Here is a 14,960-nt window from a genome sequence, read left to right on the forward strand (position 1 = left end):
CTTGTTTAAAAATAAGGGGGGAGTAAATACCGACTTTTGATACCTCCCCTTATTTATTCTTGTCTGTTTTTCTAGCCCTTCAGATCCCGAACAAGAACGGTAACGGCTTGCTGTCCTTGAAATCTTTGGCGGTGTTTCCGGCGTAAATCTCGCCGTTTGTGAGCGTTAGTTTCTTGATAGGTGTACCTGCCTTGAAGTCCAAGCTCTTGAAATCGACCCAAAAGATATCCGGGCTTAAAGTAGACTCGAAGTAATATACCTTATTCTTCTGGTCGGCTACCGTACGCCAGCGGGTAGAGGAGATATTCGGTTGATCCGGGGTCGTGATTCCCAGAGGTACCGATACGTTACGCATTACGCTGAATACCCCGGCTACCGCTTCCCGGAAATTACTTGTCTGCGGGATGGCGTGGATATAGAAAGAGGCACGCACGAAACGATCGGAAGCCCGGTTCGTACCCGGCAACATGACCAAGCCACCTATCTGTTGCCAGTAGTCGTTTAAGGTTAGTTGCTTATCGTATGTAGGGGAATTCGTCATGACTTGGCATTCCCGTCCCTCATGGATAACCAAGTTCCCATTTAGGTACTCGAAGATAGCGCTATTCCCTGATGCGTCCGAGATCGAGAGATGCAAGGTTGATTTCGCCCCGTTCGGAAGATCCGGATCGTCGATGCGGAAGACCTCCTTGCTTAACTCGGCAACCGCCTCATCTACCGTGGCGAAATTATCGAGTACATACTGCGTCCAGATGCTAAGCCCCATAACCGGGCGGTTATCGTCCGGTCGGAAATAAGATGACTCGGTGAGGAACAATAGGTTGGCTACAAGTCCCTTCTCGTTCATGCCGTCGCACGTACCGATATCATACCCGGCGGTCACCACGCTTCCGTATTTCGAGGTCCATTGGATGGTATTATCGGATATCGCTCCCCTTCTCTGTACGCCCCGGGGGAAGAGATACAGGTTGGATTGCGGGTCCTCTTTCCAATCCATGGTACGTCCGGTTACGACCATATCGTCCGGCCCGAGGTAAACGGCCCTTGTACACGCCTCGCTTCCCATAGGGTTCATGAACATGAACAAGCCGGCGAAAAGAGAGGCCAGTGTTAAATTCTTTGATTTCATAAGATCTATATTATTAGGATAATCTATTTATGAAACAAGTGGCTTTAAGGAATGTTTTAGAATGATATACGGGATACGGAGCCGTGTGAACAACCCCCATTTCGTTTTTAGGCTTTCAAAATTCGTTTTGTTCGTAAAGGAGTCTTATTTTTCAAGTTTTTAAAGAACTTCGCGTATCGATTAAATAAGAAACATATGAATTTAAATTCTATATCATGACAGCAAAACAAAAAATGTCACGCCGTAACTTCATACGGAGTTCGGTCGTTATGGGTGGCGCATGGATGGTGGCAGGTTCTATACCTGTAGAGAGTATCGCAGGCGAAGTGAGGCCGGAGATTGCGAAAAGCGAATCCTCTGCCGGAGTTTCGAAGGTATATATGTTGAAAGATATCACTCCTCAGAACATGATCCGTCTCTACGACGCCTTGGGACGGAAGGCCAAGGGGAAAGTGGCGGTGAAGCTCTCTACCGGAGAGCCGGGAGGCCATAACTTCCTGCAACCTACACTTATCAAAGACTTGGTAAAGAAAGTAAACGGTACGATCGTGGAATGTAACACGGCTTACGGAGGCGGACGCGCGGATACCGACAGCCATTTGAAAGCCGCCGCCGATCATGGCTTCACGGCCATCGCTAAGGTGGATATCATGGATGCCGACGGCGAGGTGGCTCTTCCGGTTCAAGGCGGTAAACACCTGAAAGAGGATTTCGTAGGCTCCCATTATCTGGATTATGATTTTACGGTCGTCCTTTCCCATTTCAAGGGACATGCCATGGGCGGTTTCGGGGGAGCGCTGAAAAATATCTCTATCGGTATAGCCTCATCCGCCGGAAAGGCTTGGATACATACGGCGGGTAAGACGAAAACCGACTTGTGGAACAACCTTCCCGAACAGGATCATTTCTTGGAATCAATGGCCGAGGCGGCTAAGGCCGTGACTACCCATTGTGGCGAAAATATACTTTATATCAGCGTAATGAATCGACTCTCCGTAGATTGCGATTGCGATTCGAACCCGGAAGAGCCGAAAATGGCGGATATCGGTATGCTAGCCTCACTCGATCCCGTGGCCTTGGATAAGGCTTGCGTAGATCTGGTTTACGCCTCGCCGGACCCTGGCCGTGTCCACTTGATCGAGCGCATGGAATCCCGCCATGGCATCCATATCGTCGAGCATGCGGAGGCGTTGGGTATGGGAAGCCAGCGGTATGATTTGGTCTCCTTGGACGATAAATAATATCGTAAATTAAAAACATTTAATAACTTCCTTTTTATCGGGCTTATTACCTCAAAGGCGTTATCTTTGCCCATGAATAAATAACAGTTTTGGGAGTACAAACTAAAAACGATTTGATTATGTTCTCAGGTATTGTAGAAGAAGCGGCTCAGGTAGTAGCCCTCCAATCCGATAAAGGAAACCTTCATCTGACGATGAAGTGCTCATTCGTGAATGAGCTGAAAATAGATCAGAGCGTGGCTCACAACGGCGTTTGCCTTACGGTGGTAAGCATGACGGAAGATACGTATACGGTTACCGCTATCAAGGAGACCTTGGAACGTTCGAACCTCGGGAACCTGAAAGTGGGCGATAAGGTGAACTTGGAGCGTAGCATGTTGATGAACGGCCGTCTGGACGGGCATATCGTACAGGGGCACGTGGACCAGACTGCCGTTTGTGCGGAGGTGAAGGAGGCGGACGGCAGCTGGTACTATACGTTCGAGTACGCTTTTGATAAGGAGATGGCCCGGCAGGGGTATATGACCGTGGAGAAAGGCTCCGTTTGCGTGAACGGCGTCAGTCTGACGGTATGCAACTCCCAGCAAAACAGTTTCCAAGTCGCTATCATCCCTTATACGCACGATAACACGAACTTTTGCCAGATCGAGAAAGGTACGGTAGTGAACCTAGAGTTCGATATTGTCGGGAAGTATATCAGCAAGATGATGCAGTTTAAATAAGGTTCGAAGAATTTCCTATCCATAAAAGGCTTTAGCGGTATCTGATGATCCCGGCTAGAGCCTTTTCTATCTACGGACAATCTTAATTCCGTGCGTGTACGATTAAAAACGTTTTAAGTAAATTTTCACTAACCAAAACTATCCTTGGTATGTTTATTGTTATATAATTATATGAGAAAAATAGACTAAACATATCAGATTATGGCCTATATCGATTATTACAAGATTTTGGGGGTGAACAAGGACGCTTCTCAGGATGATATCAAGAAAGCCTATAAGAAGTTGGCTCGGCAATATCACCCTGACTTGAATCCGAACGATCCCGACGCCCATCGTAAGTTTCAGGAGATCAATGAGGCGAACGAGGTGCTTAGCGATCCGGAAAAGCGTAAGAAATACGACCAGTACGGGGAGAATTGGAAACATGCGGATGAGTTCGAGGCTCAACGGAAGCAGTATGGCCAGCAAGGTGGCGGCTTTGGCGGTGGCTTCTCGAACGGCGGAGGTACGTATTGGTCCTCCTCCGGCGATGATGGAGAGTTCTCGGATTTCTTTGAGTCTATGTTTGGTTCCCGCCGGGGTGGCGGTGGCCGTTCTAATCATGGATTCCGTGGACAGGATTACACGGCCGAATTGCACTTATCCTTGATGGATGCGGCCAAGACACATAAGCAGGTGATCACCGTGAACGGCAAGAACCTGCGTATCACGGTTCCCGCCGGCGTAGCCAACGGGCAAACCATTAAGCTGAAAGGCCAAGGCGGGCCGGGCATGAATGGAGGACCTGCCGGTGATTTGTACATCACGTTCATTATTCCGGACGACAGCCGTTTCAAACGGGTGGGAGACGATCTGTACCTGACCGTCCCCTTGAACCTCTATACGGCGGTCTTGGGTGGCGAGCAGATTATCGATACCTTGGATAGCAAGGTGAAACTGAAAGTAAAACCGGGCACGCAAAACAATACGAAAGTCCGGTTGAAAGGTAAGGGATTCCCTGTTTACAAGAAGGAGGGGCAGTTTGGTGACTTGATTGTCACGTACTCGATCGAGGTGCCGACCAACTTGACGGAGAAACAGAAGGATTTGTTCCGGGAAATACAAAGTCTAAATTAAAAACAGGTGTATTATGCAAACAGATTTAGTTATTGTCAGTGAATACTGCCAGAAATGCCATATAGACCCTTCGTTCATCATTTTGCTGGAAGAGGGAGGTTTGATAGACATTAATATCACGGATGGAGAGAGGTATCTCTTCTCTTCCCAGCTCCGTGATCTGGAACAATACACACGTATGTATTACGACTTGTCTATTAACATCGAGGGAATCGAGGCCATTCATCATATGCTGGACCGGATGCGGAATTTGCAGGCGGAGATACAATCGTTGAGAAACCGTCTGCATTTATATGAACCATTCGGTTTTGATACGATCGAGAATTTCTAGTGTCAAATTGCTGCTTAACAAGGCTTCACTGCCCGATAGCGAAGGGTGTACGCAAACAAATTGAAAATATTTCTTGAAAATGTTTGGAAGTTTGGAATGTAATATATACCTTTGCACTCGCAATCAAGAAATGATAGCGACTATATCGCGGAGTGGAGCAGTGGTAGCTCGTTGGGCTCATAACCCAAAGGTCGTAAGTTCGAGTCTTGCCTCCGCAACTAAAAAGTCCTCAAGTCATTGACTTGAGGACTTTTTCTCTATTCAATCAAGCGATCGGGCGATGCGACCCCGATGGAAACGAATAATAAGCTATGCTTATTTCTTCCGTAAAGGCCCTTTGTTCTTCCAGAATCCCAATTTATAATAGATATAGGTGATTGTAAGCCCGATGCAAAGGCTGGCGCCGATGGCCCACCAGATACCGCTCCGTCCCCAGATAGAGCTAAACCAATAGGCGAGGGGAATGCGTATCAGCCAAAGACAAGTGATGCTTACTGCCATTGGGAACAGGGTATCGCCAGCTCCCCGTAATGCCCCGTTGAAGACGTTCAAGCCGCCGTGTACGATAAAGAATCCTCCCATGATCAATAAATATTCCTTGCCAATCCGGATCACCTCCGGGTCCTTGGTGAAAGCCAGCATCATCTTGTCCCCGAAGAAATAGATGGCCGTGAAGGTTGCTAGACCCAGCAATAGGTTGACAAGCATGGCGAATCGTACCCCGTCACGTACCCGGTCCAAGTGCCCAGCTCCGATGTTTTGCCCGCAGAAAGCAGCTAGCGCCCCAGAGAGGGTCAATACCGCTTGGATGATGATCGTGTCGATCTTTCCCGCTGCCCCGTAAGCGGTGAGCGTATCCGTGCCGAAACTGTTCACGATCCCCAGTAAGGCAATCAATCCTAGCGAGATGGCACATTGCTGTACGCTGGAGGGAAGCCCGATGCGGAGCCCTTCCTTGAACAGTCCCATATCGAACAATAAATCCTGTTTCTTGATAGAGAGCAGGGGATGGGTGTTGTTCACGTAGCCTAGGGCCACGCACATGCCGATCCCTTGGGCGATCACCGTAGCCCGTGCCGCCCCTTCGATCCCCCATTTGAAAACGACAATGAAGAGTAAATCCAAGGCTATATTCAAAATCGTGGTAAGCAGGATAAACAGCATGGGGCGCACGGACTCCCCGACACCCCGCAATATGGAGATAATGCTATTGAAAGTGACAAACAAGAACGTACCCCCTACATAAATCCTAAAATAAGCGACCGCCTGCGGGATCACGTCCTCCGGTGTGTTCGTCAGCCTGAACATCGGCTCGGCAAAAATAATTCCCGCTATGGACAGCAATACCCCTGCGACCAACATGAAGATAAAGAAAGAGGAGAAGGCCTTCTGCACCTTATCAAACTCCTTCGCCCCGAAAAACTGTGAGATCACCACCGACGTACCGCTCCCGATACCGATCACCAGCGAGATAATAAAGTAATAGATGAAGAAGGAAGCCGATACCGCCGCCAGCGACTCTTTCCCCAGAAACTGCCCGACGATGACGCTGTCGGTCACGTTATAGAGTTGTTGCAGCAGATTGCCGATCAGCAAAGGGAAAGCGAAACGCAGGATCACCTTCCATACCGCCCCACTCGTCAAATCCCTATTTCCTGTATTAATTCTCAATTCTCAATTCTCAATTTTCAATTCCCTATAGGTCTTTCAGCAGGATATTGTCGTTTGCCTTTATCATATCCTCACGTGTCTTCAGCAGGGCTTTCCATTCCTTGCTGAAAAGCTTGCTCGTGTCAATCTTAAAGTTCTCGGAGCCATACTCGTCCATGCGGGTCAGCAGGTAGCTGACCGTGATCTTATTGACATCGATCGCCGGCTGGTAGTATGCCACACGGTCGTCATTCCCGTAGTTCACCTCGATGATGATGTTCAACTCCGTGAGCAGGTATAAGATCTGTGTCGTTATGCGGATAGGGATGCGGTAAGCGTCGGATAGCTCGTCGGCCGTATAGGGTTTCTCGCCTTTCACGAACCGTTTGACGATCAGCGAGGCGATCAGCAAGGTCAAGAAATCCTTGTACCGGCGGCTGATACTTTTGCTGTCCCTCTCAAAGCTGAATTTCTTCACGTTCTGGGAGGCGTACGACAGCTCTGCGCCAAACAAGCAAATCAACCAAGAAAGCTGCAACCAAAGCAACAACAAAGGCAGTGCGGCAAAACTACCGTAAATAGCGTTGTACTTGCTCACCCAAATCTGCCCACTGATATAAATAAATTGGAACAACTGGAAGGCGCAACCAGCGATAAAGCCTGCCACCAACCCGTTCACGAACCTTACTTTCGTATTCGGCAGGGAGACGTACAGCCCCGTGAAAGCCAATGTCGTGATAATATAAGGCGCTATATGCAAGAACAGCTCTACGAGTGGCGTAAAAAACAAGTATTGCCCCAAGAACGAGTTCTGCAAGGTAGACATGAAGATGGACAAACCGCTGGATGCCGTCATCAGCACCGGCAGCACGAGGAATAAGGCCAGATAATCGGATATCTTCCGGTACCACGGACGGGATTTCTGGATCTGCCAGATGTCGTTGAACGTATCCTCCACGGACGAGATCAAGTTGATCACCGTATAAAACAATAAAATCAAACCGACCCCGATGATCACTCCCCCCTGCGCCTGCGCCAGATAGCTCTCCACGAACTCGAACGCCTTGTTCAGCTCCATCTCGTGCCCGGGGAAATAATCGAACAACTCCTGCCGTACCGTCCCTTGGAAACCGAAGCCCTTAGCTATACCTAATAATACGGCCAGCAAAGGTACGATAGATAACAAGGTGCTGTAGGTAAGCGCCGACGCCTTGGTTTGCAGGTTCTCGCTCTGGAAACCCCGCACGGCGAGTATGACCGTCTTGATGATATTGATATAAATCTCCTTCAGCCCACTAACTTCATTCTCGGTAATCCGCCAAATGTCGTAGGTAACGAAACGGATGGTTCGTGCTAATAATGCGCTGATCCGTTCTCCAATAGGTTTCTTTTCTTCCCGTGGCTTGTTTTTGGGCATATCGGCACATGATTTAATTGGCAAATAAAAAAAGCAGTCTGCCTATAAGCCGGGTCCTGTACCTCTTTGGAAAGAGGCGCCTGCCATTTATCTTGTCTTACCGTCGCCGGTAAGCTTTAGCGGTCTACCCCCCGGCATCGGACGAGCCATCCTACATGCGCCGGTATACATGACCTTACAACCCATAAGACGTACGGCATCCCGTATCGCTACGGGACCCGGTGAGCTCTTACCTCACCTTTTCACCCTTACCGGACGAGTCCGGCGGTTATTCTCTGTTACGTTACTCTACCCTCACGGACAGCTTCCCGTTAAGAAGTATGGTGCTCTGTGTTGCCCGGACTTTCCTCACACCCGAAGGTGAGCGACAGACCGGCAGACTGCGATAGGACAAAGATAGGTATTTTAGTTGACAGTTGACGGTCGGCGGTTGACAATTATTTTGGAGACGCATCGGAGAGATAGGATAACATTTTCTTTTTCAGCCGTAAACATATTCTGTCTCCTAGGTGTTTTTTTATACGAACAGGGATTCTAGATTGCCAGTAACCGACTGTCATTTATCAATTGTCGACTGTCAGTTATCGCATGTCAACTGTCAATTCGTCTGCTGTTTAATTGTTAAAAAGGTACTTTGCAATACACAGTACTGTTAAGTGCGGTTAAGCCTCTGTGATGCCTCGTTAAAAGTGATAAAAAATACGATGGAAATGGAATATCCGCACAATTTTTGAGTTTTCTTTGCCGTAAAGAAACTGTTAAATTTAAGTGTTTAATTAAATAAGAAAAGTATGAAAAATATCTGGAAGAATGTGCTTGGTGTTGCTCTGATAGCAGCCATTAGTTCTGGTGCCGCGATCGGAACGAGTACTTACCTGATGAATAAGAATCAACGTCCGGCGGAGTTGGCCTCCGGAGTTGAGAATACCTTCAAGCAACCGTACCGATTGACGAATTATGGAACCGTGGCCGCCGAGAATATCGATTTCACTACGGCCGCCGAGAGCGCCATCCACGGGGTTGTCCATATCAAGGCCACGGCTAATGCGCAAGCCTCTAACGGGGACGGCGGTCAGCAGTATATGGACCCGTTCGAGTATTTCTTCGGCTTCGGTGGCCGTGGAGGGTTCCAACGTCCGCAACAGCAACCTCGTGTGGGCGCCGGCTCGGGTGTCATTATCTCTACGGATGGTTATATCATCACGAACAACCACGTGATCGACGGAGCAGATGAGCTGGAGGTTACCTTGAACGATAACCGGAAATTCCCGGCAAAGATTATAGGGGCTGATCCGACAACAGATATCGCCTTGATCAAGATCGAGGCAACCGACTTACCTACGATCCCCTTTGGTGATTCTGAGAAGTTGAAAGTAGGTGAGTGGGTGTTGGCGGTAGGTAACCCGTTTAACTTGACCTCTACCGTTACGGCAGGTATCGTGAGCGCTAAGAGCCGTGGTAACATCGGCGCCGGTGGCAAGGATCGTAGCAAGATCGAGTCGTTTATACAGACAGACGCCGCCGTGAACCCGGGTAACAGTGGTGGGGCGCTAGTGAACACGAAAGGCGAGTTAGTCGGTATCAATACCGCTATCTACTCCGAGACCGGTAACTTCGCCGGATACTCTTTCGCCGTGCCTATCAGCATCGCCGGTAAGGTGGCTAACGACTTGAAGCAATTTGGAACCGTGCAGCGTGCTGTATTAGGCGTATTGATACAAGACCCGCAATACGTGCCCGACGCTGAGAAAGAGAAAGTGAAAGTATTCGAGGGCGCTTACGTAGGTGGTTTCGCCGAGCGCAGCTCCGCTAAGGAAGCCGGAATCGAGAAGGGTGACGTGATTGTAGCTGTGAACGGCGTGAAGATCAAATCGTCTAGCGCTTTGCAAGAGCAGATCAGCAAATACCGTCCGGGCGACAAGGTAGAGTTGACGATCAACCGCAACGGTAGCACGAAGAAATTCACGGTAGAACTCCGTAATGCGCAAGGTAGCACCAAGGTCGTGAAGGGTGGCGACAGCGCAGAGGTTATGGGCGCAGCGTTCAAGGCTTTGAACGACGAGCAGAAACGTAAGTTAGGTGTAAGTTATGGTATCGAGGTCACCGGTCTGACCAGCGGCAAACTGAAAGACGCCGGTATAAAGAAAGGCTTCATTATCATGATTGTAAACAACCAGAAGATCTCTGCTCCGGAAGACTTGGAAAAGATTGTGGAAAGCATACTTCAAGGACGTACGGAAGATCAAGGCCTCTTCATTAAAGGCTTCTACCCGAACGGACGTACGAAGTACTATGCGATAGATCTTGCCGAATAAGATAAACAAGGACTGTAGTCTTATAGGTGTGAAAAGATTGTTAAAGGTTTTTAATTGGCTGGATGTGGGGTGCATCCAGCCAATTCTTTCAACAAAAATGGTTATCTTTGCACCCCGTATTCTCAATTAAACAAATTGAATGAGACAATTAAAGATCACAAAGTCCATTACCAACCGCGAAAGCGCTTCGCTGGATAAATATCTTCAAGAGATTGGTCGAGAAGATCTTATCACGGTAGAAGAGGAAGTGGAATTGGCACAGGCTATCAAAAGAGGAGACCGTAGGGCGTTAGAGAAATTGACCCGTGCGAATCTCCGTTTCGTCGTTTCTGTGGCTAAGCAATATCAGAACCAAGGTTTGAGTTTGCCCGACCTTATTAATGAGGGTAACTTAGGCTTGATCAAGGCTGCCGAGAAATTCGATGAGACGAGAGGTTTCAAGTTTATTTCCTATGCTGTATGGTGGATTCGCCAATCTATTCTGCAAGCTTTGGCAGAGCAGTCAAGAATCGTGCGTCTTCCGTTGAACCAAGTAGGCTCGCTGAACAAGATCAGCAAGGCCTTCTCCAAGTTCGAGCAGGAAAACGAGCGCAGACCGTCTCCAGAGGAACTTGCTGATGAGTTGGATATCCCGGTGGATAAGATTTCCGATACCTTGAAGGTGTCCGGACGTCATATTTCCGTGGATGCCCCGTTCGTGGAAGGCGAAGACAACAGCCTTTTGGATGTGCTTGTGAACGATGACGCTCCTATTGCGGACCGGTCGTTAATGAACGAGTCATTGGCTAAGGAAATTGATAGAGCGCTTGCTACACTGACCGAAAGAGAATGTGAGATAATCAAGATGTTTTTCGGTATTGGCTGTCAGGAAATGACATTGGAAGAGATTGGCGACAAATTTGGCCTCACTAGAGAGCGTGTCCGCCAGATCAAGGAAAAAGCAATCAGAAGATTAAGACAAGGAACTCGTAGCAAGCTTCTAAAATCGTATTTAGGCTAATTTAAGGAATTATTGAGTTGGCGAAGGCTCCGGTCCGAAAAGGATTGGGAGCCTTTATTTTTTTTCTTAACTTTGCCACTGGAATATAATACCATAAAAACTATATAAATGACTACAAGACGTAATTTCCTGAAAACAGGATCTATTTCCTTGGCCGGCCTGTTGGTTGGCGAGAAGGTATACTCCGCCGTGAGTACGCCCGACAATAAAAAGAGTTTTAGCACGATCGCCTCTAAGGTGACCGGCGATTACGCCAGCAAGCGCCCGGCTCCCGAGGCCCGTAAGTTTACCTCCAAGGCGGTAGAGGAGCAACTGAAGGCTTCCAAGGCCCGTATCAAGGACCCGAAGCTGGCTTGGATGTTCGAGAACTGCTACCCGAATACCTTGGACACGACCTGTGAGTTCAAGATGGTAGACGGCAAGCCGGATACGTTCGTGATCACCGGAGATATTCACGCCATGTGGTTGCGTGACTCCTCGGCGCAGGTTTACCCCTTCGTCACCTTGGCGAAGAAGGATAAGGACTTGCGGCAAATGCTGGTCGGAGCTATCAATCGCCAGACCGCCTGCATCCTGATCGATCCCTACGCTAACGGCTTCAACGAAGGCCCTACCGGGAGCGAGTGGGAGAGCGACCGCACGGAGATGAAGAAAGAGCTTCACGAGCGTAAATGGGAGATCGACTCGCTTTGCTACCCGATCCGCTTGGCGTATCATTATTGGAAAGAGATTGGCGATACCTCCGTATTCGACAGCAAATGGGAGCAGGCAATGGAGGCCGTTTACCGTACCTTCCGTGAGCAACAGCGCAAGGATAGCCTCGGGCCGTACCGTTTCTCCCGTGTGACGGACCGCCAAGGCGATACCCTCTTGAACGATGGTTGGGGTAGCCCAGTGAACCCGGTGGGCCTAATCGTCTCTTCTTTCCGTCCTTCCGACGACGCTACGCTGTTCGGCTTCTTGGTACCATCGAACTTGTTCGCTATCACCTCGCTTCGTCAGGTGGCTGAGATTCTTCGTGTCGTAAGAAATAACACGGACTTGGCCGGCCGTTGCGAGGCGTTGGCGGGTGAGGTAGAGGAGGCCGTGAAGAAATACGCTATCGTGGAGCATCCGGAATTCGGTAAGGTATACGCCTTCGAGGTGGATGGTTATGGTGGACAGGTATTCATGGACGACGCTAACGTACCGAGTTTGCTGGCTTTGCCGTTCTTGGGTTGCGTGGACGTGAACGACCCGGTTTACCAGAATACCCGCCGCTTGGTGCTGAGTCCTTCCAATCCTTACTTCTTCAAGGGAAAGGCCGGCGAGGGCATCGGCGGTCCGCATATCGGTTTCAACTATATCTGGCCGATGAGCTTGATCATGCGTGCTACGACTTCCAACGACGAGAAGGAGATCCGGTATTGCATAGAGACGCTTCGTGATACGGACGGAGGCACGGGCTTCATGCACGAGTCTTTCCATAAGGACAATCCTTCCGATTACACCCGCTCGTGGTTCGCTTGGACGAATACTCTGTTTGGCGAGTTGATCGTGAAGCTGCAATCCGAAGGCAAGCTGAAAGACCTCCTCGGCTAATACCACCAAGGTTAATATCACCAATTGTAGAGACGGGACATGCCCTGTCTCTACAAGTCTGTAGCTGAGTGTATTTAGGCAAAATCAATCAAAACAACATAAATCTAAGCGGAATACATGAAAACAAATAAACTATTCATTCTGACAGGTCTGGCGGCGATAGCCTCCACCTCCTGTAGCCAAAAAGAGAATACGTCCGGGCAGCCCGCCAAGCCCATGAATATCCTTTATATCATGACGGACGATCACTCCTTCCAAACCATCAGTGCCTACGACAAGCGATACATCCAAACCCCCAACATCGACCGCATCGCAAACGAGGGCGTACGTTTCACCAATAGCTTCGTAGCCAACTCCATCAGTGGCCCCAGCCGTGCCTGCATGCTGACCGGCAAGCACAGCCACAAGAACGGCTTCATCGATAACGCCCATACCTTCGACGGCTCGCAGCAGACCTTCCCGAAGCTATTGCGTAAAGCTGGCTACCAAACCGCCATGATCGGTAAATGGCACCTCACCTCCGATCCCACCGGTTTCGATTACTGGAACATCCTCGTAGGCCAAGGCGATTACTATAACCCCATCTTCATCGATAACGGCGAGAAGCGTCAGATCGAAGGGTACGCCACGAACATCACGACCGATCTGGCTCTTGATTGGCTGGACAATAAACGAGACAAGAGCAAGCCTTTCTGCCTCCTGCTGCACCATAAGGCCCCGCACCGTACTTGGATGCCCGATACCTGCGACCTGCGTCTTTACGATGATGTGACCTTCCCGCTGCCCGAGAACTTCTACGACGATTACGCCGGCCGCATCGCCGCCTCGGAGCAGGAGATGAGCATCATCAAGGATATGGATATCGTATACGACTTGAAAATGGCCGATAAGGAGAACGAGATCCATTCCTCCAACGCCGATCTGGAGAAGTACGGCCGTGAGCTTTATAACCGCATGAATCCGGACCAGAAAGCCGCTTGGGACGCCTATTACGATCCGATCATCCAAGACTTCAAGGCGAAGAAACGCACGGGTAAGGAGCTGGCCGAGTGGAAATACCAGCGTTATATGCACGATTACCTTCGGGTGATCCATTCCGTGGATCGGAACATCGGTATCGTGCTCGATTATCTGGAGAAGAACGATTTGCTGGATAACACGTTGATCGTCTACACCTCCGACCAAGGCTTCTACATGGGCGAGCATGGCTGGTTCGACAAGCGCTTCATGTATGAGGAATCCTTCCGCACCCCGTTGCTGATGCGTCTGCCGGGTGGCAAGAAGGGTGATATCCCGCAGCTCGTGCAGAATATTGATTACGCCCCCACTTTTTTGGAACTGGCCGGAGCCCCCATCCCAGCCGACATCCAAGGCGAGTCCTTGCTTCCCTTGCTGAAAGGCGAGCGGCCGGAGAACTGGCGTAACTCCCTTTACTATCATTACTACGAGTATCCCGCCGAGCATTCCGTGAAGCGTCATTACGGCGTACGTGACGATCGTTATAAATTGATCCATTTCTACAACGACATCGACGTATGGGAGCTTTACGACCTCCAAGAAGATCCCCACGAGATGAATAACCTTTACGGTAAGCCCAGTTACGAGGCAGTGATGAAACGCATGCGAGACGAGCTTTATAAGCTGCAAAAACAATATGATGATCCTGTGGGAATACGCTTCAATGTGTCGGACTGATGAGAGCGGACATTCGTGTTCTGTTATCAGATTTTTTAATTAGTTGTGGATTAAGGTGCATAAAGGACTTGGAACTTGGGGGATGAGAAGTTGAGTCTTTGCGCTTGATGACTTAGCTCTTTGCGTTCTTTGATTTAAGTCATTGGCTTGAAGGAATTAAGTCTATCGTATGGCTCTTCTTTGCTTATGCGTGTATCGAATTAAAAAATGACTATAGGCAGGTTTCAAGTTTCAAGGTTTCATGAAACCTTTTTCTTCACACACACGATACGTACATTATATAGGTTTCAAATAAATCCCTTTATGTTTGTTATGCGGGATGGATAGCCTCGAAGAACTTGCGTAGCCACGACATGATGTTTTTACCCGAGGCGGACGGAGCGATCATGAGGAACTGTATTATATGTACTTGTGCGTGTGTGAGGAAAAGGGGTTCGTGAAACCTTGAAACTTGAAACCTATTTCCATGCCCATCCAGATATTGTCAACATCAGTACAGATAAATATATGTGCCTTTATCGTGTGCGTACATTAAACGTAAGGATTGTTGAGCCATGAGAAAAAACTTGAAAAATAATGCCGAAAATGTTTGGAGGTTATGTTTTATAGCGTTACTTTTGCACCCGCATTCGAGAGAGAACGGCGATACCGAAATAATGAAACAAATTTTTCTTGAAAAAAGTTCTGAAATAATTTGGAAGTTTAAAAGAAAAACACTTATCTTTGCATCCACGTTCGCAAAACGAAAGCGACAAAAGAGTTC

At 48.9% G+C, this 14,960-nt stretch carries 11 protein-coding genes, 1 tRNA gene, 1 other RNA gene and 1 pseudogene; 10 read left to right on the forward strand and 4 right to left on the reverse strand.

Going from position 1 to position 14,960, the window contains the following annotated elements; translation table 11 throughout:
- Positions 1–79: 79 nt before the first annotated feature.
- Positions 80–1,129 carry a linear amide C-N hydrolase gene (locus tag QVP94_RS15360; RefSeq protein WP_005862000.1) on the reverse strand — a complete coding sequence of 350 codons (1,050 nt, stop codon included), beginning with the start codon at positions 1,127–1,129 and terminating at the stop codon, positions 80–82.
- 215 nt (positions 1,130–1,344) lie between these two features.
- Here QVP94_RS15360 and QVP94_RS15365 point away from each other — a divergent pair, with 215 nt between their 5' ends.
- From QVP94_RS15365 to QVP94_RS15385, 5 genes are all read left to right on the forward strand, one after another.
- Positions 1,345–2,370, forward strand: a complete 1,026-nt coding sequence (locus QVP94_RS15365; RefSeq protein WP_005862002.1) for a DUF362 domain-containing protein — start codon at positions 1,345–1,347, stop codon at positions 2,368–2,370.
- A gap of 119 nt (positions 2,371–2,489) precedes the next feature.
- Positions 2,490–3,092, forward strand: coding sequence for a riboflavin synthase (locus tag QVP94_RS15370; protein WP_005862004.1), 603 nt, complete (start codon positions 2,490–2,492; stop codon positions 3,090–3,092).
- A 201-nt stretch (positions 3,093–3,293) separates the two neighbouring features.
- Positions 3,294–4,208, forward strand: coding sequence for a DnaJ C-terminal domain-containing protein (locus tag QVP94_RS15375; RefSeq protein ID WP_005862007.1), 915 nt, complete (start codon positions 3,294–3,296; stop codon positions 4,206–4,208).
- Between the two features lie 13 nt (positions 4,209–4,221).
- On the forward strand, positions 4,222–4,539 hold the full coding sequence (locus tag QVP94_RS15380; protein ID WP_005862009.1) for a chaperone modulator CbpM: 318 nt from the start codon (positions 4,222–4,224) through the stop codon (positions 4,537–4,539).
- A gap of 146 nt (positions 4,540–4,685) precedes the next feature.
- Positions 4,686–4,757: transfer RNA gene (locus QVP94_RS15385), tRNA-Met, on the forward strand.
- A 97-nt stretch (positions 4,758–4,854) separates the two neighbouring features.
- Here QVP94_RS15385 and QVP94_RS15390 read toward each other — a convergent pair.
- From QVP94_RS15390 to rnpB, 3 genes are all read right to left on the reverse strand, one after another.
- Entirely contained in the window at positions 4,855–6,210 is a 1,356-nt protein-coding gene (locus tag QVP94_RS15390; RefSeq protein WP_008780858.1) for an MATE family efflux transporter, read from the reverse strand.
- A gap of 25 nt (positions 6,211–6,235) precedes the next feature.
- On the reverse strand, positions 6,236–7,606 hold the full coding sequence (locus tag QVP94_RS15395; protein ID WP_005862013.1) for a YihY/virulence factor BrkB family protein: 1,371 nt from the start codon (positions 7,604–7,606) through the stop codon (positions 6,236–6,238).
- A gap of 29 nt (positions 7,607–7,635) precedes the next feature.
- Positions 7,636–7,990: RNase P RNA component class A (gene rnpB / locus QVP94_RS15400), an RNA gene on the reverse strand.
- A gap of 407 nt (positions 7,991–8,397) precedes the next feature.
- Between rnpB and QVP94_RS15405 the strand changes: the two genes are divergently transcribed.
- From QVP94_RS15405 to QVP94_RS15425, 5 genes and pseudogenes are all read left to right on the forward strand, one after another.
- Positions 8,398–9,921 carry a Do family serine endopeptidase gene (locus QVP94_RS15405; protein ID WP_005862015.1) on the forward strand — a complete coding sequence of 508 codons (1,524 nt, stop codon included), beginning with the start codon at positions 8,398–8,400 and terminating at the stop codon, positions 9,919–9,921.
- Positions 9,922–10,060: 139 nt separating this feature from the next.
- Positions 10,061–10,921 carry a sigma-70 family RNA polymerase sigma factor gene (locus tag QVP94_RS15410; RefSeq protein WP_005641668.1) on the forward strand — a complete coding sequence of 287 codons (861 nt, stop codon included), beginning with the start codon at positions 10,061–10,063 and terminating at the stop codon, positions 10,919–10,921.
- A 108-nt stretch (positions 10,922–11,029) separates the two neighbouring features.
- Positions 11,030–12,502, forward strand: a complete 1,473-nt coding sequence (locus QVP94_RS15415; protein ID WP_005862017.1) for a glycoside hydrolase family 125 protein — start codon at positions 11,030–11,032, stop codon at positions 12,500–12,502.
- Positions 12,503–12,619: 117 nt separating this feature from the next.
- Positions 12,620–14,197, forward strand: a complete 1,578-nt coding sequence (locus QVP94_RS15420) for a sulfatase family protein (protein ID WP_005862019.1) — start codon at positions 12,620–12,622, stop codon at positions 14,195–14,197.
- A 554-nt stretch (positions 14,198–14,751) separates the two neighbouring features.
- Positions 14,752–14,960, forward strand: a pseudogene (locus QVP94_RS15425) (hypothetical protein); the annotation flags it as partial.

This window comes from Parabacteroides sp. CAG:2 (assembly GCF_000436315.1).
Classification (GTDB): domain Bacteria; phylum Bacteroidota; class Bacteroidia; order Bacteroidales; family Tannerellaceae; genus Parabacteroides; species Parabacteroides distasonis.